At 68.8% G+C, this 26,656-nt stretch carries 25 protein-coding genes and 1 tRNA gene; 15 read left to right on the plus strand and 11 right to left on the minus strand.

The genetic code is table 11. The features are described from left to right. Window positions 1-67: 67 nt before the first annotated feature. The 3 genes from hemN to nhaA all read right to left on the minus strand — a co-directional run bounded on the left by hemN (window position 68) and on the right by nhaA (window position 3,410). Window positions 68-1,495 (minus strand): oxygen-independent coproporphyrinogen III oxidase, encoded by a 1,428-nt coding sequence (hemN, locus tag AZOLI_RS11910; RefSeq protein ID WP_014248902.1) that lies wholly within the window; start codon window positions 1,493-1,495, stop codon window positions 68-70. A 68-nt stretch (window positions 1,496-1,563) separates the two neighbouring features. Then, the gene (locus AZOLI_RS11915) at window positions 1,564-2,001 is read right to left on the minus strand and encodes a DUF4112 domain-containing protein (RefSeq protein ID WP_014248903.1); all 438 of its coding nucleotides are present in this window, start codon (window positions 1,999-2,001) and stop codon (window positions 1,564-1,566) included. A gap of 209 nt (window positions 2,002-2,210) precedes the next feature. After that, complete coding sequence (gene nhaA / locus AZOLI_RS11920) at window positions 2,211-3,410, minus strand: Na+/H+ antiporter NhaA (protein ID WP_014248904.1); 1,200 nt, start codon at window positions 3,408-3,410, stop codon at window positions 2,211-2,213. A gap of 331 nt (window positions 3,411-3,741) precedes the next feature. On the opposite strand from nhaA, the gene AZOLI_RS11925 reads away from it, so the two are divergent. Both AZOLI_RS11925 and AZOLI_RS11930 read left to right on the plus strand, forming a co-directional pair. Further along, window positions 3,742-3,960, plus strand: a complete 219-nt coding sequence (locus AZOLI_RS11925; protein ID WP_014248905.1) for a hypothetical protein — start codon at window positions 3,742-3,744, stop codon at window positions 3,958-3,960. Window positions 3,961-4,170: 210 nt separating this feature from the next. Beyond that, window positions 4,171-4,890: a TerC family protein gene (locus AZOLI_RS11930; protein WP_014248906.1), complete on the plus strand. Its 720-nt coding sequence runs from the start codon at window positions 4,171-4,173 to the stop codon at window positions 4,888-4,890. 61 nt (window positions 4,891-4,951) lie between these two features. Here the strand turns inward: AZOLI_RS11930 and AZOLI_RS11935 are convergent, their stop codons facing one another. After that, complete coding sequence (locus AZOLI_RS11935) at window positions 4,952-5,362, minus strand: CBS domain-containing protein (protein WP_044550860.1); 411 nt, start codon at window positions 5,360-5,362, stop codon at window positions 4,952-4,954. A gap of 133 nt (window positions 5,363-5,495) precedes the next feature. Beyond that, on the minus strand, window positions 5,496-6,710 hold the full coding sequence (locus AZOLI_RS11940) for a YbfB/YjiJ family MFS transporter (RefSeq protein ID WP_014248908.1): 1,215 nt from the start codon (window positions 6,708-6,710) through the stop codon (window positions 5,496-5,498). 193 nt (window positions 6,711-6,903) lie between these two features. Here AZOLI_RS11940 and AZOLI_RS11945 point away from each other — a divergent pair, with 193 nt between their 5' ends. The 5 genes from AZOLI_RS11945 (at window position 6,904) to AZOLI_RS11965 (ending at window position 11,516) form a co-directional block, all read left to right on the plus strand. Next, on the plus strand, window positions 6,904-7,824 hold the full coding sequence (locus tag AZOLI_RS11945) for a LysR family transcriptional regulator (RefSeq protein WP_014248909.1): 921 nt from the start codon (window positions 6,904-6,906) through the stop codon (window positions 7,822-7,824). Between the two features lie 135 nt (window positions 7,825-7,959). Next, window positions 7,960-8,289, plus strand: coding sequence for a ferredoxin FdxA (gene fdxA / locus AZOLI_RS11950; RefSeq protein ID WP_014248910.1), 330 nt, complete (start codon window positions 7,960-7,962; stop codon window positions 8,287-8,289). 385 nt (window positions 8,290-8,674) lie between these two features. Beyond that, entirely contained in the window at window positions 8,675-9,175 is a 501-nt protein-coding gene (locus AZOLI_RS11955) for a CarD family transcriptional regulator (RefSeq protein ID WP_014248912.1), read from the plus strand. 210 nt (window positions 9,176-9,385) lie between these two features. Continuing rightward, a complete protein-coding gene (locus AZOLI_RS11960) occupies window positions 9,386-10,336 on the plus strand; it encodes a hypothetical protein (RefSeq protein WP_014248913.1) in 951 nt (316 codons plus the stop codon). A gap of 283 nt (window positions 10,337-10,619) precedes the next feature. After that, window positions 10,620-11,516: an RNA polymerase factor sigma-32 gene (locus AZOLI_RS11965; RefSeq protein ID WP_014248914.1), complete on the plus strand. Its 897-nt coding sequence runs from the start codon at window positions 10,620-10,622 to the stop codon at window positions 11,514-11,516. A gap of 139 nt (window positions 11,517-11,655) precedes the next feature. Here AZOLI_RS11965 and purH read toward each other — a convergent pair whose 3' ends face one another. The 4 genes from purH to AZOLI_RS11985 form a co-directional block, all read right to left on the minus strand. Further along, on the minus strand, window positions 11,656-13,260 hold the full coding sequence (purH, locus tag AZOLI_RS11970) for a bifunctional phosphoribosylaminoimidazolecarboxamide formyltransferase/IMP cyclohydrolase (RefSeq protein WP_014248915.1): 1,605 nt from the start codon (window positions 13,258-13,260) through the stop codon (window positions 11,656-11,658). Window positions 13,261-13,532: 272 nt separating this feature from the next. Further along, entirely contained in the window at window positions 13,533-15,200 is a 1,668-nt protein-coding gene (locus AZOLI_RS11975; RefSeq protein WP_014248916.1) for a heparinase II/III family protein, read from the minus strand. Window positions 15,201-15,395: 195 nt separating this feature from the next. Continuing rightward, window positions 15,396-16,691, minus strand: a complete 1,296-nt coding sequence (rsmB, locus tag AZOLI_RS11980; protein WP_014248917.1) for a 16S rRNA (cytosine(967)-C(5))-methyltransferase RsmB — start codon at window positions 16,689-16,691, stop codon at window positions 15,396-15,398. A gap of 162 nt (window positions 16,692-16,853) precedes the next feature. Then, a tRNA-Gly gene (locus tag AZOLI_RS11985) sits at window positions 16,854-16,928 on the minus strand. Between the two features lie 200 nt (window positions 16,929-17,128). Between AZOLI_RS11985 and AZOLI_RS11990 the strand changes: the two genes are divergently transcribed. The 3 genes from AZOLI_RS11990 to AZOLI_RS12000 all read left to right on the plus strand — a co-directional run bounded on the left by AZOLI_RS11990 (window position 17,129) and on the right by AZOLI_RS12000 (window position 20,646). Continuing rightward, window positions 17,129-17,920: an enoyl-CoA hydratase/isomerase family protein gene (locus AZOLI_RS11990; RefSeq protein WP_014248918.1), complete on the plus strand. Its 792-nt coding sequence runs from the start codon at window positions 17,129-17,131 to the stop codon at window positions 17,918-17,920. Between the two features lie 123 nt (window positions 17,921-18,043). Further along, window positions 18,044-19,501, plus strand: a complete 1,458-nt coding sequence (locus tag AZOLI_RS11995) for a DHA2 family efflux MFS transporter permease subunit (RefSeq protein ID WP_014248919.1) — start codon at window positions 18,044-18,046, stop codon at window positions 19,499-19,501. 254 nt (window positions 19,502-19,755) lie between these two features. After that, a complete protein-coding gene (locus AZOLI_RS12000; RefSeq protein WP_044550099.1) occupies window positions 19,756-20,646 on the plus strand; it encodes a LysR family transcriptional regulator in 891 nt (296 codons plus the stop codon). Window positions 20,647-20,980: 334 nt separating this feature from the next. On the opposite strand, the gene AZOLI_RS12005 is transcribed toward AZOLI_RS12000, so the two are convergent. Further along, a complete protein-coding gene (locus AZOLI_RS12005) occupies window positions 20,981-21,169 on the minus strand; it encodes a hypothetical protein (protein WP_014248921.1) in 189 nt (62 codons plus the stop codon). Between the two features lie 159 nt (window positions 21,170-21,328). Here AZOLI_RS12005 and AZOLI_RS12010 point away from each other — a divergent pair, with 159 nt between their 5' ends. The 4 genes from AZOLI_RS12010 to AZOLI_RS12025 all read left to right on the plus strand — a co-directional run bounded on the left by AZOLI_RS12010 (window position 21,329) and on the right by AZOLI_RS12025 (window position 24,637). After that, window positions 21,329-21,598 (plus strand): ribbon-helix-helix domain-containing protein, encoded by a 270-nt coding sequence (locus AZOLI_RS12010; RefSeq protein WP_014248922.1) that lies wholly within the window; start codon window positions 21,329-21,331, stop codon window positions 21,596-21,598. A gap of 184 nt (window positions 21,599-21,782) precedes the next feature. Next, entirely contained in the window at window positions 21,783-22,433 is a 651-nt protein-coding gene (gene trhA, locus AZOLI_RS12015; RefSeq protein ID WP_014248923.1) for a PAQR family membrane homeostasis protein TrhA, read from the plus strand. A gap of 73 nt (window positions 22,434-22,506) precedes the next feature. Next, a complete protein-coding gene (locus AZOLI_RS12020) occupies window positions 22,507-24,057 on the plus strand; it encodes a lysozyme inhibitor LprI family protein (protein ID WP_244442479.1) in 1,551 nt (516 codons plus the stop codon). Window positions 24,058-24,193: 136 nt separating this feature from the next. Further along, complete coding sequence (locus AZOLI_RS12025; RefSeq protein ID WP_014248925.1) at window positions 24,194-24,637, plus strand: MarR family transcriptional regulator; 444 nt, start codon at window positions 24,194-24,196, stop codon at window positions 24,635-24,637. A 90-nt stretch (window positions 24,638-24,727) separates the two neighbouring features. Here the strand turns inward: AZOLI_RS12025 and AZOLI_RS12030 are convergent, their stop codons facing one another. Then, window positions 24,728-25,717, minus strand: coding sequence for a 2-hydroxyacid dehydrogenase (locus AZOLI_RS12030; protein ID WP_014248926.1), 990 nt, complete (start codon window positions 25,715-25,717; stop codon window positions 24,728-24,730). Between the two features lie 206 nt (window positions 25,718-25,923). On the opposite strand from AZOLI_RS12030, the gene AZOLI_RS12035 reads away from it, so the two are divergent. Next, window positions 25,924-26,535, plus strand: a complete 612-nt coding sequence (locus tag AZOLI_RS12035; RefSeq protein WP_014248927.1) for an SH3 domain-containing protein — start codon at window positions 25,924-25,926, stop codon at window positions 26,533-26,535. Window positions 26,536-26,656 lie beyond the last annotated feature (121 nt).

Genomic DNA, 26,656 nt, shown 5'->3' on the forward strand with positions numbered 1-26,656 from the left:
TTTTTTGAAGCGCGCTCCCCGGAACGCGGGCCGCCTCAGCCCGCCCGGCCCTCAAACCGCCCGGCCCTCAAACCGCCCGACTATGCCGGCCGGCGCCCTTGGACAGGTGGGTGTCGAAGCGGGCGGCGACGATGCGCATCAGCGGGCGGGCGCTCTCCGGCACATGGATACGCCGCCCCTCCACCACCGCGACGCCGTCGGCGACCAGATCGGCCATGCCCTCCAGCTCGGCGTCGAAGGCGGACTCGGCCAACCCGTGGGCACGGGCGATGGCGGCGGTGTCGACCGACAGGTCGCACATCAGCCGCATGATCAGGTCGCGCCGCACCTTGTCGTCGTGGGTCAGCGCGATGCCCTTGCCTGTGGGCAGGCGGCCCTCCTCGACGGCGGCGGCATAGTGGTCGAAGGGCACGGCGTTCTGCACATAGCCCTGCGGCAGCGCGCCGATGGAGGAGGAGCCGAAGCCCAGCAGAACCTCGGCATCGTCGGTGGTGTAGCCCTGGAAGTTGCGGCCCAGCCGCCCTTCCTCCTGCTGCACCGCCAGCTCGTCGCCGGGGCGGGCGAAATGGTCGAGACCGATGGCGCTGTAGCCGGCGGCGGCCAGCGTGTCGCCGATGGCGGCGAACTGCTCCCACCGGCCGAGCGAGCCGGCCAGCACGGATTCGTCGATCTTCTTCTGGTGGGTCTTCATCCACGGCACATGGGCGTAGCCGAAGACCGACAGACGGTCGGGCGCCATCTCCAGCGCGATCTCGGCGGAGCGGGTGACGCTTTCCACCGACTGGTGCGGCAGACCATACATCAGGTCGAGGTTGACGCTGGCAATGCCGGCCTCCTTCAGCCAGGCCAGCGCCTGTTCGGTCACGGCGCGCGGCTGGACGCGGTTGATCGCCTCCTGCACCGTCCCGTCGAAATCCTGCACGCCCAGCGAGGCGCGGTTGACCCCGGCGCGGCCCAGCGCCGCCGCCATCTCCGCCGTCAGGGTGCGGGGGTCGATCTCCACCGCCAGCTCGGCATCGGCGGCGACGTCGAAGCGGCTGCGCAGCAGCGCGATCATCGATTCGAAATCGTCGGGCGCCATCATGGTCGGGGTGCCGCCGCCGAAATGGATGTGGCGCACCGCCAGCCGGCCGGGAATGCGGTCGGCCACCATGGCGATCTCGCGCCGCATATGGCCGAGATACTCGGAGATCGGCTCATAGCGCGCGACGATCTTGGTGTGGCAGCCGCAATACCAGCACATCTTCTGGCAGAAGGGCACATGCAGGTAGAGCGATCCGGAGCGCGCGGGATCGATGGCTTCCAGCCAGCCGCCATAGACCTCGCCGTTCACCTCGGGCGTGAAGTGCGGCGCGGTCGGGTAGCTGGTGTAGCGCGGCACCCGCAGCCCGTCATACTTGGCGAGCAGCGCGGCATCCACTCCGTGGGCGACACCATGGGAATGGGACGGATTGGCGGGGGCCGGCTGTACGGCCAGGGCGGTGATGGCGTTCATGAGCGACAGAGTGCCGCAGCCACCCCACCCCCGCCTTGATCCACGTCAAGATTGCAGGGGCGGGCTTTTCAGCGCTTCGCCCCGGCTGCGGCCAGACGCTGCTCCAGATGCTCGTGCAGCAGGTTCAGGTTGGCCCGGTTGGCCTTGAAGGCGATGTCGAAGACGGTCCCCACCACCGGGATCGACCCGGCCGCCCAGTCCAGCGCGACGTTGAAGGCCATGCGGGCCAGCAGCGCCTTGGGCAGGTCGAAGCGGGCCGCTTCCATGATGATGTAGGCCGAGACCGCGGCGGTCGCGGTATCGCCCGCCACCGGCACGATGCTGGCGATGCCGTCCAGCCCGATGGGGATGCGGGTGAAGGGAATGCGCCAGCGGCTGTCCATCAGCCGGGACAGGCGGCGAAGCCGCTCCAGCCGCTGGAAATCGATGGGGACGCTGCTGCCGGAACCGCCCGGCGGGAGGTCTTCGGCAAGGTTGCGCCGGCGTGTGCGGATGGCGTCGATCATCGCAAGTCCCCCCGATCTGTCGGTTCCCGCGCATGACGCGCGAATGCCCGCAAGGGAAGAACCCGCCACCGCCCCCGCGGGTTCCGCGCCCGGCGCGCAAAGTTCGCGCCCCCAACAAATACCATGACCGGACATCCATGCCGACAATCTCAACCGCATAGGCCTCGGCACGGCGGCCGGGAAGCGGAGGCTTGAGGGCAAAGACCGGTTCAGGCCACGCGGGCAGAGGCCCGCGCCCGTCCGCCCGCCGCATGGAGCAGCGCATAGCCGACCAGGGCCGAGGCGAGCGAACCGGTCAGCACGCCCAGCCGCACCGCCACCGCATGATGCGGGTCGGCGAAGGCCAGCGTGCCGATGAACAGGCTCATGGTGAATCCGATGCCGGTCAGCACGGCGACGCCGTAGATCTGGCTCCAGCTGGCGCGTGCGGGCCGGTCGACGACGCCGATGTGCACGGAGACCCACACCGCCAGGAACACGCCCACCTGCTTGCCCAGGAACAGGCCCAGCGCGATGCCCAGCGGCACCGGCTCCAGCAGGGTGGCGGGGGTGATGCCGTCCAGCGGCACGCCGGCATTGGCCAGCGCGAAGATCGGCATGATCAGGAAGGCGACCCAGGGATGCAGCGCATGCTCCAGGCAATAGAGCGGCGCGTCCTGCGTCCGCTTGCCGTCCGGATCGGTGACGCGCAGCGGGATGGCGAAGGCCAGCACCACGCCGGCCAGCGTGGCATGGATGCCAGACTTCAGCACGCACACCCACAGGACCAGTCCCAGCAACAGATAGGGCGTCAGCGACCGCACCCCCGCCCGGTTCATCAGCCACAGGCCGGCCGTCGCCGCCGCCGCCAGAGCCAGCGCCATCGGCACCAGCCCGTGGCTGTAGAAGACGGCGATGATCACGATGGCGCCCAGATCGTCCATGATCGCCAGCGCCAGCAGGAAGACGCGCAGGCTGCCCGGCACGCGATTGCCCAGCAGGGCGAGCACGCCGAGCGCGAAGGCGATGTCGGTGGCCGCCGGGATCGCCCAACCCTGCAGGGCTCCCGGCTCGGCCTGGGCGAACAGGCAATAGACCAGCGCCGGAACGGCCATGCCGCCCATGGCGGCGATGCCCGGCAGCATCGCCTTGGCCGGGGTCGACAACTCGCCCTCCAGCACCTCGCGCTTGATCTCCAGCCCGACCAGCAGGAAGAAGATCGCCATCAGCCCGTCGTTGATCCACAGGATCAGCGGCTTGTCCACGCCGACGCCGCCGGCCGTCACCACCACCTTCGTCGCCAGGATCGCGTCATAGAGCGGGGCCGCCGGCGAATTCGCCCACAGCAGGGCGAGAACCGCCGCGATCATCAGGACCACGCCGCTGGCGCTTTCGGTTCTCAGGAAGATGGCGAGGCGTCTCAGCATCATCGCATCTCGTCTTTCCGTGCGGTTGATCGGGCAGAATACATAGGTCTGTCAGGCTTCCGTTGGAAGTCGCTGAAAGTGAAAAGCGCCGATGCCACCGTCGACAGACACAACGCGGCGAATTGACGCGCACGATCCTCTAAGCTGCTGCCTCTGCTCGGGTTTTCCAAGCCGAATACTTTCCGGCCCCGCGGCTTATGCCTTTTGAACGCTGGCAGCGCCTGCAACCTCTGGACACAATACAGCCAACGCATCAGCAAGGCCGCGGGGATCTTCACCCCCGCGGCGCGGGGGCAAGGCCGGCAAACGGCCGCCCGTTTCGGAGGAAGCGCCCATGACCACTCTCTATTGCGCCTGCTGCGGCAGGCCGTTCATCCGCACGTCCGCACGCGGCCCGGCGCCGCGCTACTGCTCGCAGGACTGCCGCCTGCAGATGGCGGTGCGCCGCCGCGCCTGGGCTCCCCGCATGGAAACCGACAGGACCGACAACGGGCGGATGGAAACCAGCCGGACGGATGCCGCAGCCTGGCGGCACCGGGCCTTCGGATCCTGATCCGTCCCCAAATCCGCCCTCTTGCATCCCCTTTCCGGCATTCCATCGCTGCCGGACCGGCTATAATCGAATTCCTGCGGCGAAATCGCTCCCGCTCCTCTTGCAGAGGGCGGGACGGGACCTCATCTGCGCGCCGTCACGTTGGCGCCTTGCGGTGCCGGCGCACAGCCCCCTGACTGCGTCAACCGACCGCCGGAGCCCCGCTTCTTCATGCTCGACCTGCTTGCAGACCCGAATATCTGGGCCAGCCTTCTGACGTTGACCGCGTTGGAGATCGTGCTGGGCATCGACAACATCATCTTCATCTCGATCATGGCGTCGAAGCTGCCGCCCGAACAGCAGCAACGCGCCCGCCAGATCGGTCTGGCGCTGGCGCTGCTGACGCGCCTGGCCCTGCTCGCCTCCATCGCCTGGGTGGCGCAGCTGACCCAGCCACTGTTCACCGTCGCCGGATGGGAGGTGTCGGGGCGCGACCTGATCCTGGTCCTGGGCGGCCTGTTCCTGCTGGCCAAGGGCACGCTGGAGATCCACCACACCGTCGAAGGCCATGAGGAGGGGGGCACGGCGCCGAAGCACGCCACCTTCACCTCGGTGGTGGTCCAGATCATGTTCCTGGACATCGTCTTCTCGCTCGACAGCGTCATCACCGCCGTCGGCATGTCCGACCATCTGCCGGTGATGGTCGCGGCCGTCGTCATCGCCATGGCGGTGATGCTGTTCGCCTCCGGCCCGGTCGGCGACTTCGTCAACCGTCACGTCACGGTGAAGATGCTGGCGCTGTCCTTCCTGCTGCTGGTCGGCGTGGCGCTGGTGGCCGACGGCCTGGGCTTCCACATCCCCAAGGGCTACCTGTACTTCGCCATCGCCTTCTCCACCCTGGTGGAGGCGCTGAACCTGCTGGCCAAGCGCAAGGCGACCCCCAGGCATTGAGAGTGCATGGGGGACAAGGGGGCGCCCGCCGGGACGCCCCCCTTTTTTCGTCACGCCCCCATCACGCTTCGGCGCGTTCGGCCATCATGTGCTCGTAGGCGACCTTGAACAGGTCGCGGATCGACACGATGCCGACCGCGCGCTTGCCCTGGGTGATGGGCAGGTGGCGGTAATGCTTGTCGTGCATCAGCTTCAGCGCATCGACCGCGTCGGCGTCGGGCGGCAGGCTGTCGGGGTTGCGGGTCATCACCGCCCCCACCTCCACCGCCGACGGGTCGAGGTCCTTCGACAGCACCTTGTTGTTCAGGTCGCGCTCGGTGACGATGCCGATCAGCGCCCCATGATCCACCACCAGCACCGCGCCGATGTTCTTGTCGGCCATCATCTTCGACACGGTGGCGACGGAGGTATCCTCCGGCACCAGGATCAGTTCCTGCGCCTTCACGACGTCCGGAACCAGCTTGCGTTTCATCGAATCCCCCGGGGTCTGGTTGTTGTGGGCCAGACTGTAGCCAATGCGGACGATCCGGGAGAACAACGGCATTGCTGCGGGTGCGGCGCCGATTGTCGCAGGCAAACCTTACGAATACTTACGAATTATTGTGTCAGGCGTTGGGAGAGGCCAGCGCCGGCCCTGCCGACGACCGGCGCCCGGCGATCGCCATGCCGACCGCCAGCAGCAGCGCGCCGAGAAGAACGGCGGCGGCGGCCCCCAGCAGCGCGGCGTTGAAGCTGCCGGTGTGCGTCACCACCAGCCCGGCCGGCAGCGGCCCGATGATCTGGCCCAGCCCATAGGCGGCGGTCAGCGCCCCCACCACCTTGGCCGATGCGCCGGCCGACAGCTGCCGTCCCAGCGCGAAGGCCTGCGACACGATGCCGACGAAGGTGCCGCCGAACAGCAGGGCGGAAATGACGGCGACCGTCGGCGAACCGGTCATCGGCAGCAGGATGGTGACGGCCTGCGTCAGGTGCGCCAGGATCAGCGACCACCAGCTGCCGGTCCGCCGGGCGACCGCGGCCCAGAACACCCCGGCGCCGATCGCCCCCAGCCCGGCCACCATCCAGGCGGCCTCGCCCACCGCGGCGGTGCCGGGATCGGTCTTCAGGATCGACACCAGGAAGGTGGCCGACACGATATAGCCGCCGCCCTCCAGGAAATAGGCCAGCGTCAGCAGCAGAAGCGGCGCCGACAGCCCGCCCGCCCACGCCGCGGCGGCGTTCCCCGCCGTCCCGGCCGCGGCGGCTTGCGGCTGCGGCGCCGGATCGCTCACCCAGAGGCCGGGCAGCAGCCCCAGCACCGCGCAGATCGCCCCCAGCACCAGCCAGTCGCCGGCCCAGCCCAGCCGCCCGCCGAACAGCGCCACGAACAGCCCGGACGAGGCGATGCCGAGCCCGACCCCGGTGTAGAGCCAGCCGGCGAAGCGTTCCCCACCCTGGCGTGCCAGCGTGTCCAGCACCATGGCCACGCCCAGGATGAAGATGCCCGCGCTCGACACCCCCGACAGGAAGCGCAGGACCAGCCAGACGGGCATCGCCTGTCCGGCATCGCCCAGGTCGAGCCCCATCGCCGCGGTGGTAACGATGCTGAGCAGCAGCGACAGCCGGAACACGGCGGTGCGCGTGGCGCCGTGCGGCACGAGCCCCATCCCCAGCGCGCCGACGAAATATCCCAGATAGTTCAGCGAGGCGAGCAGCCCGGCGCCGTCGGCCCCCAGCCCGGTGGCCGCCTGCATCGCCGGCAGGATCGGGGTGAAGGCGAAGCGCGCAACCCCCATCGCGATGGCAAGCCCGATGACGCCGCCGACCAGCACCCGAACCATGATCCACGCCCTCTCGGTTTTCGGCCGGCTCATTTGGAAGAAAAGGTTCGGCTGGCCGATTGATTCGATCATCCATCATGGCTGCGGCCCCACCCTCATTTCCAATGAATTGTTCTGATGCTAAGCTCCACTTCCAGTGATGGGTGCCATGCGTTGAACTGGGGCGTGGCGGCAGTGGGCAGGAGGCGTCGCGATGGATCTCGCCGGTTTGCGGGTGGTGAAGGCAGTGGCCGATACCGGCAGCGTCAGCCGGGCTGCCGAGGCGCTGAACTGCGTGCAGTCCAACGTCACCGCGCGGGTCAAGCGGCTGGAGGAGGATTTGGGCGTCGACCTGTTCCTGCGCCTCAGCCGCGGGATGGAGCCGACGCCGGCCGGACGCGTGCTGGCCGGCTATGCCGACCGGGTGCTGCGGCTGGTCGCCCAGGCCCGCGACGCGGTGGCGGAGGCCGCCGGGCGCGGCGGGCGGCTGGCGGTGGGCAGCATGGAATCGACCGCCGCGGTGCGGCTGCCGCCGATCCTGGCCCGCTTCCACCGCGACCATCCCGATGTGGAGCTGACCATCGCCCCCGGCCCGACCGAGACCCTGCTGGCCGAGGTTCTGGCCGGGCGGCTGGACGGCGCCTTCGTCGGCGGCGCGGTGGAACATCCCGACCTGACCGCCCGGCGCATCTTCGACGAGGATCTGGTGCTGGCCGAACCCGCCGCCGGCCTGACCACCGACAGCGCGCGCCGCACCCTGATCGTCTTCGGCCGCGCCTGCGCCTATCGCGGCCGGGCCGAGATGGCGATGCGCGAGGCCGGGCGCGTGCCCTTCCGCGTCATGGAATTCGGCGCGCTCGACGCCATCCTGGGCTGCGTCGGCGCCGGCATGGGGGTGACGGTGATGCCGCGGTCGGTGGTGGAGCGCGATCCCTGGCGCGAGCTGCTGGCGGCCCGGCCGCTGCCCGACGCGCTGGCCCGCATGCCCACACAATTCGTCCGCCGCGCCGACTCCATCGAGACGGGCAGCCTGCGCGCCTTCCTGGCGGCGGTGTCGGACGACGCCCCGGCAAAAGCTGCGACAGGGTCGCCCACATCACACGCAGGGTTGAATGGCTTGTCGGCGGCGTGCTAGGCAGGCGCGGGTTGGCCATCCGGCCCGGTGCCATGCGCGCGACCTTTTGGAAACGGCCTCGATCCGCCCTGATGGGCGATGCCGGAACAGCGATGCGCGACCGACACCGCAGGCCGGAACAGCGGAGAAGAGATCATGCCCTACGTCGTCACCGACGGCTGCATCAAGTGCAAGTACACCGACTGCGTCGAAGTCTGCCCCGTGGATTGCTTCTACGAGGGTGAGAACATGCTGGTCATCCACCCCGACGAGTGCATCGACTGCGGCGTGTGCGAGCCGGAATGCCCGGCCGAGGCGATCGTCCCAGACACCGACGACCGCGCGACCAAGTGGCTGGAGCTGAACCGCGACTATTCGGGCCAGTGGCCGAACATCACCCGCAAGAAGGACGCGCCGGCGGACGCCGACGAGTTCAAGGGCGTCGACGGCAAGTTCGAGAAGTACTTCTCCCCCAAGGCGGGCTGAGACCGAACCGCCGGATGCGGCCCGGCTTGCCGGGCATCCCCAAGGGGAAGAAACCGCGACTCTTCCGAGTCGGGCCGCATCAACCGATTGCACCCGCGTATGTTGCCATGCAAAATCGACGGGGCGGCCATGGCCGGGCGATGACGATTTCCGCCCGGGTGCTTGCGCGTTCCCTTTGTAACTCGGACGTAACATCGCTATAATGCGCGACCGGAGCCGGCCTCCGCGCCATTGCCGGTTTTCCCTTCGCTCAAGGACTCGTGGCTTTTGTGATCGTCGTGGATGGGCCCCATCCCCACGGCGCCATAATCGTCCGGGGTCCTTTTTCGTCCCTTCCACCGGGACGGCAAAATGGCGTGATCGCGAGAAGTGAGAGCCAATCCAAATGTCGAACAAGCTTGACTTCGAAGCCGGTGACTTCGTCGTTTATCCGGCTCATGGCGTCGGTCGGGTCGAAGGGATCGAGACCCACAGCATCGCCGGACTCGAGGTTCAACTCTACGCGATCACGTTCGAGAAAGAGCGCATGACGCTCAAGGTTCCCGTCACCAAGGCCCGCAACGCCGGCCTGCGCCGCCTGTCCTCCAAGGACCGCATCAAGGTCGCGCTGGAGACCCTGCAGGGCCGTTCGCGCGTCCGCCGCACGATGTGGAGCCGCCGCGCCCAGGAGTATGAGGCCAAGATCAACTCCGGCGACCCGGTGTCCATCGCCGAGGTGGTGCGCGACCTGTACCGCGGCGCCGACCAGTCCGACCAGTCCTACAGCGAGCGCCAGATCTATCAGGCCGCCCTGGAGCGTCTGGCCCGCGAACTGGCCGCCGTCGAGAAGATCGACGAAACCAAGGCGACGGAGCGTCTGGAGTCGGTGCTGTCCAAGGCGGCGTAAGGCCAGGCCGGGATACATCCCAAAAATCCGTCAGTGACACGAACGGGCGCGCGGCTGCTACCACAAGCCGCGCGCCCGTCTCGTTTTTTCACCTTTGTTTCGGCGGCATGGCACGCCTAAACTCCCCGCCGCCTTCCGGTCCGGCATCCGCCGGCACGCCGGACAGGCCGCTGACACCGGCTTCGCGAACGACGTCGAAGGGGATCGAGTTTGGGTCTGCCGCCGCGCCTTGGTCATGCCGCCCGCCATGCCGGGACCATCGTCGCCGCCGTCGAGGACGACAGCCGCTTCGCGTCGCTCGGCCGTCCGCGCCGCGTCTGGGCCATCGGCGCGATCCATGCCCAGCCCGACCGGCTGGACGTGATCCACCATGCCATCGCCCAGCGCTTCCGCCCCGGCGACCGGCTGGTCTATCTCGGCAACATGATCGGCTTCGGCGACCGGGTGGTGGAAACCATCGACCGGCTGCTGGCCTTCCGCATCGGGCTGCTGGCGATGCCGGGCATGATCGCGTCGGACATCGTCTATCTCCGCGGCCAGCAGGAGGAGATGTGGCAGAAGTTGCAGCAACTCCACTTCGCTCCCGATCCCCGCACCGTGCTGGACTGGATGCTGCGCCAGGGCGTGGCGCCGACGCTGGCGGCCTACGGCGGCAACCTGGAGGCGGGCATGGCGGCGGCGCGCGGCGGCGCCGTGATGCTCGGCCGCTGGACGCGCGAACTGCGCCAGTCCATGGCCGCCCATCCCGGACACGAGGCTCTGTTCAACGCCCTGCGCCGCGCCGCCTACACCGGCGGCCCGGTCGGAAGCCCGGTTGGAAGTTTGGGCGGCGACGGGGCGGATGACGGACCTCCCGGCGCCAGCAGCCGCGGCGGCGGCAGTCTGCTTCTGGTCAGCGCCGGCATCGACCCGCGGCGTCCGCTGACCGGCCAGGGCGATGCCTTCTGGTGGGGCGGCGCCGCCTTCGCCCGGCTGGACCGGCCCTATGGCAATTTCCGCCGCCTCGTGCGCGGCTACAACCCTCTCTGGTCGCCCGAATCCCCCAATGTGGATGTGGGTCCGGTGACGGTAACGCTGGACGGCGGCTGCGGCCGCGGCGGGCATCTCGTCTGCGCCTGTTTCGATTCTTTCGGCGAGATGCTGGACCTTTTCCAGGTGTGATCCACCCTTAGGTCCAGCCCGGACCTTACGCCCGCCCATCCTGCCCGCGCATACCGCTCCCGCCATCTTTCGGAAGGCCATGGAATAGGCGTCCGGTAAAAAACGTCCATCCCTTGTGATCCGCTGCCCCTACACCTGCGTATGATTCCGCAACAGGGCGCGCTCATGCTTGTTGTCTAACCCGACGGCATCGACCGGGGGCAGGCGGCAAAGCGGCGAAGACCCGATAGTACGGGGATATGCAAAGGAACACGATGCCGCCCAGACGGGAAGGAAGGGACGGATGGCTTACATCGACGATCCGGAGACTCAGCGTGCGAATCTGAGCTTCATCAAGGCATCCATGCGCGAACCGTTGCTGTCGCGCGACCATGAATTCGACCTCGCCCGAAAATGGCGCGAGGGCAACGACGAACGCGCGCTGCATCAGCTGGTCCGGGCCTATACCCGTCTGGTGGTGGCCACCGCGTCGCGCTTCCGCAACTACGGCCTGCCGATGGGCGATCTCGTCCAGGAGGGCAATGTCGGCCTGATGCAGGCGGCCAGCCGCTTCGAGCCCGACCGCGAGGTGCGTTTTTCCACCTACGCCGCCTGGTGGATCCGCTCGGCCATGCAGGACTATATCCTGCGCAACTGGTCGATCGTGCGGACCGGCACCACTGCCGCGCAGAAATCGCTGTTCTTCAACCTGCGCCGCCTGCGCGCCAAGATCGACAGCGCCACCCGGAACGGCAGCGGCGCGCCTTTGACCAGGGAAGGCCGCGAGTGGATCGCGGGCGAACTGAATGTCGATGTCGCCGAGGTCGAGGCGATGGAGATGCGGCTGTCCGGCTCCGACCAGTCGCTGAACACGCCGGTGGCCGACGGCTCCGACGACGACTGGCAGGATTTCCTGGCCGACCAGCGCCCCTCGCCGGAGGATGTGGTGATCGGAATGCGCGACGCCAACACGCGCTCGCAATGGCTGGCGGAGGCGTTGGGCGAGTTGAGCCCGCGCGAACGCACCATCATCCGCGAACGCCGCCTGCGCGAGGAAGGCGCCACGCTGGAGGAACTCGGCCGCGAACTGGGCGTCAGCAAGGAACGCGTGCGCCAGTTGGAGCATCGGGCGCTGCTGAAACTGCGGCAGTCGATGCTGAAGCGGGTCGAGGATTCGGACGACCTGCTGGCGGAGGCGTGAAACTTACGGCCCCCTCCCCATCCCTCCCCCGCTGATGCGGGAGAGGGGGTAGGAGCTTTGCGGGAGTGCAGCGGCAGTCCCCTCTCCCGCGAAGCGGGGGAGGGTTAGGGAGGGGGCAACGACCAAGCCCCCCACCCACTCAATGCCGGAAGTGCCGCATTCCGGTCAGCACCATCGCCAGACCCTTCTCGTCCGCGGCGGCGATCACGTCGTTGTCGCGGATCGAGCCGCCCGGCTGGATCACCGCCGTCACACCCGCCTCGGCAGCGGCCAGCAGGCCGTCGGCAAACGGGAAGAAGGCGTCCGACGCGACGACCGAGCCCTTGGTCAGCGGCTCCGACAGGCCGGCGGCCTTGGCGGCTTCGGCCGACTTGATCGCGGCGATGCGGGCAGAGTCGACGCGGCTCATCTGGCCGGCGCCGACGCCCACCGTGGCGCCGTTCTTGGCATAGACGATGGCGTTCGACTTGACGTGCTTGGCGACGCGGAAGGCGAACAGCAGGTCGGCCAGTTCCTGTTCGGTCGGCGCGCGCTTGGTGACGACCTTCAGCTCGGCCGGGCTGATGCGGCCGTTGTCGCGGTTCTGCAGCAGGAAGCCGCCCGACAGCTGCTTGATCATCATGCCGGGCTCGGCCGGGTTCGGCACGTCCTTGGTCAACAGCACGCGCAGGTTCTTCTTGGTCGCCAGCAGCGCGCGGGCGGCCTCGTCGGCGTCCGGGGCGATCACCACCTCGGCGAACAGCTTGGAGATCTCCTCGGCCGTCTCGGCGTCCAGGCTGCGGTTGACGGCGATGATGCCGCCGAAAGCACTGACCGGGTCGCACAGCAGGGCCGACTTGTAGGCCTCCAGCAGGTTGGACCCTTGCGCCACGCCGCAGGGGTTGGCGTGCTTGATGATGGCGACGGCCGGCTGCTCGAACTCCGCCACCAGCTCGAAGGCGGCGTCGGTGTCGTTCAGGTTGTTGTAGGACAGCTCCTTGCCCTGAAGCTGCACGGCGGTGGCGACGCCCGGACGCTTCTCGCCGGTGACGTAGAAGGCCGCCTGCTGGTGCGGGTTCTCGCCATAGCGCAGGGTCTGGGCCAGCGCGCCCGACAGGGTGGCGCGCGGCGGGAAGGTCTCGCCCAGCTGGCCGGCCAGCCAGGTGGAGATGGCGGCGTCATAGGCGGCGGTGCGGGCATAGGCGCGCTGGGCCAGCTTGCGGCGCAGGGCCAGCGTGACGCAGCCGTCATGGGTCGCCAGCTCGTCCATCACCGCCTCGTAATCGGACGGCTCGGTGACGATGGCGACGAAATCATGGTTCTTGGCAGCGGCGCGGATCATCGCCGGCCCGCCGATGTCGATGTTCTCGACGCAGTCGTCATAGGCCGCGCCCTTGGCGACCGTCGCCTCGAACGGATAGAGGTTGACCACCACCAGATCGATGCCGGGGATGTCGTGCTGGGCCATCGCGTCGGCGTGGATGTCGCGGCGGGCCAGGATGCCGCCATGGACGCGCGGGTGCAGCGTCTTGACGCGGCCGTCCATGATCTCCGGGAAGCCGGTGTGGTCGGAGACCTCCTTCACCGGCACGCCGGCCTCGGCCAGACGCTGGGCCGAGCCGCCGGTCGACAGGATCTCGACGCCGCGGGCGGCGAGCGCCTTGCCCAGTTCCACCAGACCGGCCTTGTCGGACACGGAGATCAGGGCGCGGGCGATGCGGACCTTGTCGGGGGCGGGGGCGTGGTTGGCTTTGGGCGGGCTCATGGCGTCATCCTGATCGCTGCGGGCGTTGCATTGGGACCGCAGGCAACCGGGGAGACCCGGACAAGCACGGAAGAAGAAAAGCACGGACGGCCACGGAAATGCCGCTCGGCTGTGCTTATCCCCGTCCGCCCCCGGCGATACCGGCCCGGACCGACATGGATAAGCACGGCGAGACGAGTCCCGTGGTCGTCCGTGCCCCAAATCCCGTGTTCATCCGTGTTTCCACGCCCCTCCCGAAGGGAATAGGCCCGGCCACCGCGGATGGGCGCGATTTACGCCGCCTTGCGCTCGCGGCGCAAGGCCCATTTCACCGTCAGGCCCTCGGGTCCGCATTGTCCCTGCATCATGATCTGCCGGGTGCGGCGCGGCTCGTCCCCGCTGCCGAGATAGACGCTCTCCGCCACCTCCAGCACGGCGCCGGTCACCCGCATGCGCCAGGCATTGCCGCTGGGCAGGCGCAGAAGCACCTGGTCATTGCTTCCATTCCCCTGCGCCTGGACCGGCACCACCTCGACATTCGGATGCAGGTGGAAGCGGATGGCGTAGGGCTGCGGCTGCGGCGTGGCGCCGATCACCGGTTCCAGCGTGTCCTCGCCGCGCAGGTCCTCGCCATTGTCGGCAAGGTAGACGCGGCGGCGGTGCAGCAGGCCGAAGCCCTTGCTGTAGCCGTTGTGGCTGGCGACCACCAGCATGGCGCCATCCGATTCCTGCCGCTCGCAACTGACATTCGTCGGCCGGCGGCCCAGCCCGCCCTTCTCCAGAACTTCCGACGAGTTGGTGTCGGCGACCACCATGGTCGAATGCGCCGATGTCCCGGCCAGCGCCGCGCGCCAGGGACCGCGCTGGGACGGGTGGCTGCCGCAATTGACGATCAGCCGCTCCTTGTTGACGGAGACCTCCATCGACAGGGTGCCGGCATGGGCGGTGCGGTCCAGCCCCGCCGACGGCGGCGCCCCGGTGTCGAGCAGCACCAGGGTGCGCCCGGCGAGCAGCCGCTCGAACCCGGTGTGCGGCGCGCTTTTCAGCGGACGGCCGCGGGCGTCGGCCTGGGCCAGCACCGTGTCGATCAGCCCCGGGTCCTCCTCCCGCCCGCCGTTGAACAGGGCGAGCCCGCCATCGACATGGCGGAAGAAGCGGAGCGCCGGCGTCATGCGGTCGATGGCGTGCTGGAGGCTTTCCGGCACCTCTTCCTTCGCGACGCGCAGAACGGCGCGCATGTCGATCAGGTCGCGCAGCACCCGCATCTGGATCGACGGGTTGCGCTCCACATGGCCGCCGTCGGGCAGGATCTGGCGCGGCAGCTCCTTGTCGAGCAGGCGCAGGGCCTCCCGCGCCGCCTTGTCCTGGTCGGGCAGGCAATAGCCGCCATAGAGCAGCCCCTTGATCGCGCCGACCAGCCGCTCGCCGTCCAGCCTGGCCGGTGCCACGCGCAGCAGGTGGCGAAGCTGGCGCGCCATGCTCTCGAACACCCGGGCGCGGAACTCGTCATCGGCCGAGGCGCAGTAGAAGTCATGCAGGCCGATCCAGCTGGCCAGCCGCGTGCCCAGCACGTCGGGCGCCCAGCTCTGCGCATGCCAGCCGCCATTCTGGTCCAGCCACGACCACACCAGCACCCGCGCCCGGCGCCGCGCCGTGTCGCCGCCGACCGCGCGCAGGTCGCGCAGCCATTCGAAGCCATGGGCGGCGCGCAGCCAGCCGGGGCTGGCGCCCTGGGGCCGCCAGTTGGGCGCGCCATTGGGATCCACCATGATGGGCTGGCCGGCGAAGCCCATGCGTCCGGCCAAAATGGCGTTGCCGTTGCCGGTGTCGCCCGGCCAGGGATCGGGCGGGACCACCGCCAGCGCTCCCGGCGCCTTGCCGCCCAGCATCAGGGCGTAGAGGGGGTTCCCATAGGCAAGGCGCGCCATGCCGCTGCGAAACCGTCCGTTCCCGTCGCCCATCAGCGCCGACTCCTTCAGGACCGCGAGCGGCGTCGGCGGCCGGCGGATGGTGATGATGCGGTGCGGGAGAACACGGACGAAAGCATAGGTCGTGTCGTATCAATTCGCCGCCCGCACCGCAAGACGGGCCTGGGATTTATCCCTCGCTACGGAACGGATACGGCCTTAGTCCCGGCGCCGCTATTCCCGGCGCCTTTAGTTTGGGCGCCGGCGCAGCCGTGCGATGAAGAAGCCGTCGATCCCGCCGAGATCGGCCAGCATGCCCGGAAGGCTGCGGACCTCGCCGGCCTCGTTGATCGGCTCCGACAGGCCGCCCAGTTCCTCGGCGGTGACCGGCCAGCGCTCCATCCGCTTGTCCTGCTCCAGCAGGCGGGCGATCTGCGCCTCCCCTTCCTCCGGCTGGATGGAGCAGGTGCAGTAGACCAGCGTGCCGCCGGGCTTGACCAGCTCGACCGAGCGGGCGAGCAGCCGCGACTGGGCACGGGCCAGCTTGGCGATGTCGTCGGGCGTCTTGACGCGCAGGATGTCGGGATGGCGCCGGATCGCGCCGGTGGCCGAGCAGGGCGCATCGAGCAGCACGGCGTCGGCCGGCTCCTCCGGCTCCCAGGTGGCGGCATCGGCCGCCAGCACCTCGGCCTCCAGTCGCAGGCGCTTCAGGTTCTCCGTCACCCGCTCCAGACGGCGGGCCGAGCGGTCGATGGCGGTGACCTGCGCCCCCTGCACCACCAGCTGCGCCGTCTTGCCGCCGGGGGCGGCGCACAGGTCGAACACCCGCTTGGCCCGAAGATCGCCGAACAGCTTGGCCGGCAGCGAGGCGGCGAGGTCCTGGATCCACCACTCCCCGTCCTCGAAGCCGGGCAGCTCGATCACCGATCCGCCGGGCGGGCGGCGCAGCGATCCGGTCGGCAGCAGGGTGGCGCCCAGCCGCTCGGCCCAGCCCTCGGGGTCGGACTTCACCGTGATGTCCAGCGGCGCCTCGTGCAGGTGCGCCTCGACGATGCCGCGGGTGCGGGCGGTGCCATAGGCGGAGCGCCAGGACAGCCACAGCCAGTCCGGCGTGTTCAGCCGTCCGGCATCCTGCCGCGCCGCCATCTCCGCCCCCTCGCGCCCGATGCGGCGCAGCACGGCGTTGATCAGCCCCTTGTAGGGAGCGGCATTGCGCGCCGCCGCCAGTTCCACCGCGGTATCGACCGCGGCATGGGCGGGGGTGTTCAGGAACACCAGCTGCGCCGTTCCCAGCCGCAGCATGTCGTGGATGGCCGCCTTGGGCAGGCCCGGCTTGGCGAGGCTGGCCTGGATCATCTCGTCGATCTGGCCCAGCCGGCGCAGGACGGTGGCGACCAGCAGGCGGACGAAGCCGCGGTCGCGCGGCTGCAGCGCCGCCAGTTCGGGATGCGCGTCGAACGCGTCGTCGAAGGGAACGGACTTGCGCAGCACGTCGCGCAGCAAGTCGAGCGCAACGCCGCGGGCGGCGAGGGAAGTGTCGGTCATGGATATGGATCTAGCGCGCCGGACGTCCAGTGTCGATACGGGATGCCCGGTGTTTCCAAACAACGCGTTTCCGGACAATGGAGACCAAAAAAGCGGAGGCCGAAAAAGCGAAGGGCCGGTGCGTTGCCGCCCGGCCCTTTGGTCTTCGCTTTACCGGAGAACTGGAGCGGGCGAAGGGATTCGAACCCTCGACCCCAACCTTGGCAAGGTTGTGCTCTACCCCTGAGCTACGCCCGCGCTCCCGTCGTCCGGGAGCCGCTTTCTACGGAAACACGGCCGCGGCCGCAAGAGGAAAATTCACGGCTCCGTCACTTTTTTCGCCGACGCCCCGGCCGGCTCTGCCGCGCTGCGGCACCGGGCGTCTTGCGTCCCATCTTGTATCCGGGCGGCGGGGCGCTATGGTGTGCGGCCATACGGCAACGGATGGAGAGTGCGGCATGGCCGGCACCATCACCCTCGGCCGCGATGGAGCCGTCGCGACCCTGACCCTGTCCAACCCGGACAAGCTGAACGCCTTCGACAAGCCGATGTGGCACGCCCTGATCGGCCATCTGAGGGATCTGGAGGCCGACGAGGAAACCCGCGTCGTGGTGATGCGCGGCGGCCCCGGTTCCAATGGGTCCCGCACCTTCTCCCCCGGCGCCGACATCTCGGAGTTCGAGAGCGAGCGCAACAGCCCCGAACAGGGCGCCGACTACGGCGACCTGATGGACGAGGGGCTGGACGGCCTGCGCGCCTTGCGCCACCCGGTGCTGGCCGCCATCGACGGCCCCTGCTGCGGCATCGGGTTGGCGGTGGCGCTGGCCTGCGACCTCAGGGTCTGTTCGGAGAGCAGCCGCTTCGGGGTGCCGGTCAGCCGGCTCGGCATCTCGATGGGACCGACGGAGCTGAAGCTGGTCGCCGACGTGGCCGGCGGCCCGGCGGCGCTGGAAATCCTGCTGGAAGGCCGCGTCTTCGGGGCGGCGGAGGCCAAGGACAAGAACCTCGTCCACCGAGTCGTTCCCGACGAGGGTTTCGAGGCGGAGATCGCCGCGACCGTCCAGCGCATAACCGCCGGCGCACCGCTGGCCGCGACCCTGCACAAGCGCTATGTCCGCCGCCTGTCCGACCCGGCGCCGCTGACCGAGGCCGAGATAGCCGAATGCTACCGCTGCTTCGGCACCGAGGATTTTCGCGAGGGCTATCGCGCCTTCCTGGAGAAGCGCAAGCCGGTGTTCACGGGGCGCTGACTCCGACTGCCGATCCGGCGGTAAGTTCCGGCTTACGCATGGCAGGGCTTTCGCATGCGCGATGGTCAAGGCGGCGGAACGCCTCACATTCGTGAGATTCCGCTTCCTGCCTGACGGTCCGTCATGTCGCGTGTCACCCCGCTGATCATCGCCTGCGCCCTGTTCATGGAGAATCTCGACGCGACGGTGATCGCCACCGCGCTGCCGGAGATCGCGCGGTCGATGGGCGAGGATCCCCTGCGGCTCAGTCTGGCGATGACCTCCTACATGCTGGCGCTGGCGGTGTTCCTGCCGGTCAGCGGCTGGGCGGCGGACCGTTACGGCGCGCGGACCGTCTTCGCCAGCGCCATCGGCGTCTTCACGCTGGGCTCCATCGCCTGCGGCCTGTCGAACGGGCTGGCGGAGCTGGTCGCCGCCCGCATCGTCCAGGGCATCGGCGGGGCGATGATGGTGCCGGTCGGACGGCTGATCCTGCTGCGCACGGTGCCCAAGGACCAGCTGGTGACGGCCATGGCGCGGATGACCCTGCCGGCGCTGATCGGCCCGGCGCTGGGTCCGCTGGTGGGCGGCGCCATCACCACCTACGCCTCCTGGCGCTGGATCTTCTTCATCAACGTGCCGATCGGGCTGATCGGCATCGCGCTGGTTCTGGCGCTGATCCCCAACCTGAAGGAGGAGCAGCGCGACCCCTTCGACGCCCGCGGCTTCCTGTGGAGCTCCGTCGCGCTCGCCGCCTTCATGTTCGGCTTCGAGAATGTCGGGCGCGACCTGCTGCCGGCCTATGCCGTGGCGGGGCTGCTGGGGGCGGCGCTGCTGGCGTCGCTGGCATATCTGCGCCATGCCCGGCGGGTGGCGCGGCCGGTGCTGGACCCGTCGCTGTTCCGGCTGCCGACCTACCGCGCCTCGGTGTTGGGCGGCACGCTGTTCCGCATCGGCATCGGCGCCGTGCCCTTCCTGATGCCGGTGATGCTGCAGATCGGCTTCGGCCTGACCGCCTTCGAGTCGGGCGCCCTGACCTTCGCCGGGGCGGCGGGCGCGCTGACGATGAAGGCGCTGGCCGGCCCGATCCTGCGCCGCTTCGGCTTCCGTCCGGTGCTGACGGTGAACTCCCTGGTCAGTGGCGTGATCCTGATGGGCTACGGCGCCTTCCGGCCCGACACGCCGCATCTGGTGATCCTGGGCGCGCTGCTGCTGGGCGGCTTCTTCCGTTCGCTGCAATTCACCGGCATGAACACGCTGAGCTATGCCGAGGTGCCGCAGGCGATGACCAGCCGCGCCAACACGCTGGCCAGCGTGATGCAGCAGCTGTCGCTGAGCCTGGGCGTCGCCGTCGGCGCCACGGCGCTGCACCTGACCGTGCAGTGGAGCGGCGGCGCGCTCACCCCCGCCTCCTTCGTTCCGGCCTTCCTGACGGTGGGGCTGCTGGCCTGCGCCTCCAGCCTGCCCTTCTGGCGCCTGCCCGCCGATGCCGGCGACGAGATCAGCGGGCATATCGGCGGCGGCCGCAAGACGGCCGAAACGGACGGCGACCCGCGCAGCGCAACGGTCAAGGCTGCCGCATTGACCGACGCGGCGGATTAGCAAAATTGGGTCTAACCGCCGGCCGGCCGTTTCCGAGCATCGGCAACAGCCCTATCCATTCTGCGGATATCCCTGGATCGCTGAGACTTCGGATGAGAATAATTCCGGCGATCATGATTAATTTTCGTGCGAGTCAGGGTTGGTAGCGCGTGCGTTCCGGGCGCGTTCCCGCTATAAACATGCATGGCGGCCATGCGCCGTCCTCAAGATAATGGGAGGCTCCGGGCGGCTGCGCACCGGGGCGGGACAGCATGATGGATTGGGACAAGCTGCGGGTTTTCCACGCGGTGGCCGAAGCCGGCAGCTTCACGCATGCCGGCGAGACGTTGAACCTCAGCCAATCGGCGGTCAGCCGCCAGATCAGCGCGCTTGAGGAAAGCCTGGGCGTTCCGCTGTTTCACCGCCACGCCCGCGGGCTGATCCTGACCGAACAGGGCGAGCTGCTTCACCGCACCGCCCGCGACGTCTTCGCCAAGCTGTCGATGACCGAGGCGATGCTGACCGAAAGCCGGGAGCATCCCAAGGGGCCGCTGCGGGTGACGACGACGGTGGCCTTCGGATCGACCTGGCTGACGCCGCGCATCAACGAGTTCATGTCGATCTACCCCGACATCCAGCTGACTCTGCTGATCGACGACGACGAGTTGGACCTGGCGATGCGGGAGGCGGACATCGCCATCCGCATGAACACGCCGCGCCAGCCGGACCTGATCCAGCGGCACCTGATGTCGATCCGCTTTCATCTCTATGCCAGCCAGAGCTACCTGAAGAAGAAGGGTGCGCCCAAGACGCTGGCCGATCTGGACAGTCACGACCTGATCACCTACCCGCCCGACGTGCGGGCGCCGATCCCCAACGTCAACTGGATCATGGAGATGGGCGATCCCTCGCCCAGCCGGAAGCCGATCCTGCAGGTCAACAGCGTCTACGCCATCTACCGCGCGGTGGAGAGCGGGCTGGGCATCGGCGCACTGCCCGACTTCCTGGTCGACAGCTTCTCCAAGGACGTGACCCGCGTCCTGCCCGATGTCGACGGCCCGAAGGTCGACGCCTACTTCGTTTATGCCGAAGAATTGCGCCATTCCAAGCGCATCGCGGTATTCCGCGACTTCCTGGTCAAAAAAGTGGCAGAAACCCCGTTCTGATCCGGGGCACTTTCCGACAGTTTGCAAGAGAGTTGCCGAAATTGACCGCGCTGCACCATCTTTCGGGGGCAGCCCGGCCGATTTCGGCATTTTTATTAGCCTTCTAAGCGTTCTTTCAAGCCATGCGTGGCTTGCATGGTAGATTTATTCATTTGTGCCTGGAAAGTTGGCAGCAGAATGGTCAAATTTTGACCGTTGGATGCTGCGACGCAGCACCCGATGTTTCGTCCCGGAGGTCTCCCCTCCGGGGTTGGGTCTTCGGACCCAGCGTCTCCCAGACGTGAAGCCTCCCTGTTCAACTCGCCGCTAATCCATCGGATTAGCGGCGGTTTTTTTATGGGCGGAGAGTCCGGCGGATGTCCTGGGAAGACTGCGGCATTTCGTCCCCCTCACCCTCCTCCAGCGCCGCGCGCGCGATGGCCAGGATGTTGTCCAGGCGGATGACCAGTTCGTTCTCGCACAGGGCCGAACGCGCTGCGGCGGCTTCTGCCATGATGGAACGCAAGGCATCGCTTCGGGTCATCGCCACCTCCGGTCCGATTGAACGAGCCCCCGGCCGGCCGGGCGCTGCTCCTAAAACGTGTCCAGCCCCACCGTCATTTTCTCGCCTGTGAAAAACTTCACAGCAAGGTTGCAGCGGTTTCACATACCTGTTTATGCACCAGCAACGGAGGGCTCCCACATGCAGATGCGCAACATCAGGGTGAACGGCAAGCGGACCAGCATGAAGCTGATGCCGGTGGAGTGGGAATCGCTGGAGGAAATCTGCACCCGCGAGCACATGACGATGAGCGAACTGGTGTCGAAGATCGATGCCGAGCGCCAGGACAGCGACAATCTCACCGGCTGCGTCCGCGTCTTTGCGCTCTGCTACTTCCGCAAGGCCGCCGGTTTGTCGGAGCCGATGCCGCGCCACCGCGCGCCGGAAACCATCGCCTACGCCGCCGAATAACGACACCGAACAAGAACGCTGGGAGGCCAACCGCTTCTTCCCGCATAAGCGGTTGGCCCGAACCCACCACGCCCGCATCCCACCATCGGACGGTGGCGCGGGTGCGGCGGCCACACCATTTCCGACGCAAGGCCCCTTTCCGGCGGCCGCCTTCCCTCCCAGCGTCGATAGAGGTGGTGTGCCGATGCCGCCGGATGCCCACCAGTTTCCCGTCTACAGCGTCGGCGAGCGTCGGGCGGATGCGGTCGTCCATGCCGTCGGCGTCACGGCCGGGATCGCGGGATTCGTCTGGCTGCTGAATGCCGCGGTCCTCTCCGACACACTGCCCACCCGGACGGCCCTGGCCCTGGCGATCTACGGGCTGGGGCTGGTCGGCATGCTCACCGCGTCGGCCGCCTACAACCTCGCCCCGCCCGGTTTCGGCAAGGCCCTGCTGCGGCGGGTCGACCATGCCATGATCTTCGTGATGATCGCCGGCACCTACACCCCCTTCACGCTGGGGCTGGGCCAGGGCATCGTGCTGGGCGGCGCCGTCTGGGGCGGGGCTGCCTTCGGGGCGGCGTTGAAGCTGCGCTTTCCGGGGCGGTTCCACCGGCTGGGGCTGGCGCTGTATCTCGGGCTGGGCTGGGCGATCGTCACCGCGCTGGAGCCGTTGGGGTCGGTGCTGTCGGCGCCTGCGCTGTGGCTGCTGGTGGCCGGCGGGCTGCTCTACACCGTCGGCGTCGTCTTCCACCTGATGGAGCGGATGCCCTACAACAACGCGGTCTGGCACCTGCTGGTGCTGGCCGCCGCCAGCTGCCATTTCGCCGCCGTCTCGGTTGCCTTCCTGCCCTGATATCTTCCTGCCCTGGGACGGGACAAAGGACGCCAGATTCCGTATCTTCCCCGGGCCACAATCCCAGGGAGACATGATGGGCCAGCTGGACCTTACGGGACCGTCGATCCGCCTGACGCTGCCGCCGCCCGGACGGATGGCGCTTGCCGGCGCGGCGCTGGCCCTGTCGGTCATGGTCGCGGCCGGTACGGCCGGGGCACAGCCGTCCTTCGACTGCAAGGCAGCCTCCACGCCGGTGGAAAAGGCGATCTGCGCCGATCCCAAGCTGGCCGATGCCGACAGCGAGATTGCCAACGCCTACAAGACGCTTCAGGCCCTGTCCGGCGCCGCCGACCGCGAACGGCTGCGGGCGGAGCAGAAGGCGTGGCTGGCCCAGCGCAACCAGTGCGCCACGGCGGGCTCGTCCATTACGGCTTGCCTCGGTCCGGTCCTCGACGCCCGCCGCACCGCGTTGGCCGAGTCGGTGCCCAAGGCGGTCACCGCGCTGGCGGCCATCGTCGACGGGATCGCCGCCGACCCGGCCGGCGCCGGGAAGCGGCTGGCCGAGATCCGCGGCGGGCTGGGCAAGGGGTGGACCGCCTATGTGCTGCGCTTCGGCCCCTCCCCCGACCGCGCCAAGGCCGACGCCCTGCTGCGCGAGGCCGTCGAGGGCATCGAGGATTCCTATGCGCGCGAAACCGCGGCGGGCGTCGACCTGACGACCGACGAGGGCTTCCTCACCGCCTTGCGCGTGGTCAGCGACGATGTCGAGATGGCGTGGCCCTGTTCGGTGATGGAGCGGCGCGGCGCGGCGGCCTGGAAGGCGATGGAGCCGCTCTATGGCAGCAACCGCGACAATTTCGGCGCCCATCCCGCCTGCCCGGACGACAACGCCCTGCTCGCCTCCCCCGCCTGGACGGCGGTGGACGACCTGCTGGCCCCGATGCTGGAGGCCGCGTCCAACCGCACCGGCACCATCCGCTTCGCCACCTACCGCCAGATGGCGATCGACCGCATGAAGTCGGCGGTCGACCCGCGCCTGTTCCTCGCCGACGCGCCGGAACTGGCGGCGCTGGTCAAGGATGCCGCCGGCTGGAGCAACCCGCGCTGGATCGCGCCGGGCTGGGGCGAGCGTCTCCGCGCCGCGGTGGATGGGGCGGTGGCGGCCTGGACGCCGCAGATCGCCGGCCGCTATTCCATCGGCACCGCCGAGGCCCGCCGCATCGCCGAGGCGGTGGCCGCCCAGGGCTTGGGCGGCGGCATCGGGCTGATCGCCGACAATCTGGAACTCCAGAAGGACACCCGCCTTCCCGATTGGCTGCGCGGCAGCTGGAGCTGGACCGGCGGTGCGGAGGACACGCCCTTCAACGCTCCCGCCGGCAAGGCCCGCATCGACGCCACCGGCATCTGCGTCGGCAGCGAGTGCGGCGGCTATGATGTCGCCGGCCAGGGCGAGGACGCCCCCTTCGACCCGAAGGAGGTCAAGGCGGCCGGTGTTGTCGCCGCCCCCAACGCGGCGAAGCAGGCGGTCAGCCTCGCGCCCGTGTCGGCCGGCTTCAGCCTGACCATCGTCCCGCTGGCCGGCGGCAACCTGCTGGTCACCGGCACGGCGAAGCCGCTGCTGTTGAAGCGCGAGGGCAAATAGAGGCGATGCAGGCTGCCGGCCGCGCCGCTTCTCCTGTCCGGTGAACGCGAATCTCTTGCCTGCATCGTTCGGGTAGGCGACACTTCGCGGCGCGTGCTCCGGTTGCGGAGCCAGGCGCGGCTTTCCGGGGGGAGGCATGGCACGGAACCTGAAGGCGCTGGGGTTGTGGCGCACGGCGCTGGTCGCCAGCGTCCGCCGGGACGGGCCTGACCTGTCGGCGCGACAGCTGGCGATCCTGCTCCAGGTCTATCTGACCGATCCGCCGCACACCGTGCGCGGCCTCGCATCCCTGCTGAACATTTCCAAGCCCGCCGTGACCCGCGCGCTCGACCGGCTGTCGGTGCTGGGTTTCGTCAAGCGCAAGCGCGATGCGGAGGACAAGCGCAACGTGCTGGTCCAGCGCACGGTGAAGGGCAGCGTCTATCTGTCGGACTTCGCCGAGCTGGTGATCGCCGCCGGCGCCGTCACGCCGGAGGACATGAGCCGCATCCAGGCCGACGAGGCCCTGGCCGCCGCCGCAAAGGCCCGGCTGCAGGCGGAGTTGCAGGACCTGCCGGCGCTGGAAACCTCCGCATCCTGACGGAGCCTTCGCCGCGCGACGGCTGCAGGCACGCCTGCGCCGTCGCGGGGAATGACGGCCGACAAAGCGCCGCTTGCCCCTTCCCTCCCCTTACAGCAGCGCTTCCAGCACGCGGTCGGGCGGGGTGTGGCCGTCGATGAAGGTCTTGATGTTGATCACCACCTTCTCGCCCATGTCGATGCGGCCCTCGATGGTGGCGGAGCCCATGTGCGGCAGCAGGACGACATTGTCCAGCCGCAGAAGCTTCGGGTTGACGGCCGGCTCATGCTCGAACACGTCCAGGCCAGCGCCGGCGATCTCGCCCTTCGACAGCATGCGGGTCAGCGCCACCTCGTCGATCACCTCGCCGCGCGAGGTGTTGACGATGTAGCAGTGCGGCCGCAGCAGCTTCAGCCGGCGCTCCGACAGCAGATGATAAGTGGCCGGCGTGTGCGGGCAGTTGATCGACACGATGTCCATCCGCGCCAGCATCTGGTCCAGGCTGGACCAGTAGGTCGCCTCCAGCTCCTGCTCCAGTTCGGGATGGACGCGGCGGCGGTTGTGGTAGTGGATCGACATGCCGAAGGCGCGCGCCCGGCGCGCCAGGGCCGAGCCGATGCGGCCCATGCCCAGGATGCCCAGCCGCTTGCCGCTGATGCGGTGGCCCAGCATGGTGGTCGGTCCCCAGCCGGTCCACTGGCCGGAGCGGACCAGCCGCTCGCCTTCCGCCACGCGCCGCGCGGTGGCCAGCAGCAGCGCCATGGTCATGTCGGCGGTGTCCTCGGTCAGGACGCCGGGGGTGTTGGTGACGATGATGCCGCGCTCGCGCGCCGCCTTCAGGTCGATGTGGTCGACGCCGGTGCCGAAGGAGGCGATCAGCCGCAGCTGCGGGCCGGCGGACTCGATCAGCGCGCGGTCGATGCGGTCGGTGACGGTGGGCACCAGCACCTCGGCGACGGCCATCGCCTCCTGCATCTGGGCAGGGGTCAGCGGAACGTCGTCCGGATTGAGCCGGGTGTCGAACAGCTCCATCATCCGCGTCTCGATGACGTCCGGCAGCTTGCGGGTGACGACAACGAGCGGCTTCTTCTTGTCGGTCATCGGTGCTGGTCCTCCCTTGCCCCGGCCTGCCCGCATCCGATGGTCCTGCGTGGCTGTTCCGGTCCACGGTTGCCATACCAACTGGCCGTTGGACTGTCCAGAAGTCCGTCGCGAATGCCCGTCCCGCGGCAGGACGTCCGGCGGGCCGACCGCAGCCTCCGATTGGGGATGGCGGCGCTTGCCCTATCGAACGGGTGGTCTCTATAGTGCGGCCCGATTTCGCCGCCCCCTTCGCCAACACCGGTGCCGCCATGCTCGTCCGCCGCTCCGTCCTCGCCATGCTGGCCCTGATGCTGGGGCTGGGCGCGGCCTGCGGCAGCACGGCCCTTGGCGGAATGGCCCTTGGCGGCACGGCCTGGGCCGCGGAGAAAGGCACGGAGAACCGTAAGGACCCCACCCATGCGTCGGGCCTGCCGATCCCCCGCTTCGTCACCGTGCGCGTCGGCGAGGTGAACCTGCGCTCCGGCCCCAACGGCAGCTACCCCATCGAATGGGTGTTCCGCCGCAAGGACATGCCGGTGGAGATCGTCCAGGAATTCGACACCTGGCGCCGCATCCGCGACTGGGAGGGGGCGGAAGGCTGGGTTCACCAGAGCGCACTGTCCGGCCGCCGCGGCGTCCTGATCGTCGGCCAGACCCGCAGCGTGCACGAGGCGCCGCGCGGCGACAGCGCGGTGGTGGCGCGGGCCGAGCCGGGCGTCATCGGATCGCTGAAGAAGTGCCGCGACGACTGGTGCGAGGTGGAACTGAAAGGCTATCGCGGCTGGATGAGGCGCGCCGATTTCTGGGGCACCTACGCAGGCGAGAAGATCGAGTGATCCGCTTGCAGTCTCCGGTAAACATCGCCTTTACGGACTGACGCCCTGCGCCGCCGCCATCGTTGACAGCGGCCGATTGCGGGATCACCAGTCGGGGATGCACAAATCCGTGTCACTCCCG

Source organism: Azospirillum lipoferum 4B (genome assembly GCF_000283655.1).
Classification (GTDB): domain Bacteria; phylum Pseudomonadota; class Alphaproteobacteria; order Azospirillales; family Azospirillaceae; genus Azospirillum; species Azospirillum lipoferum_C.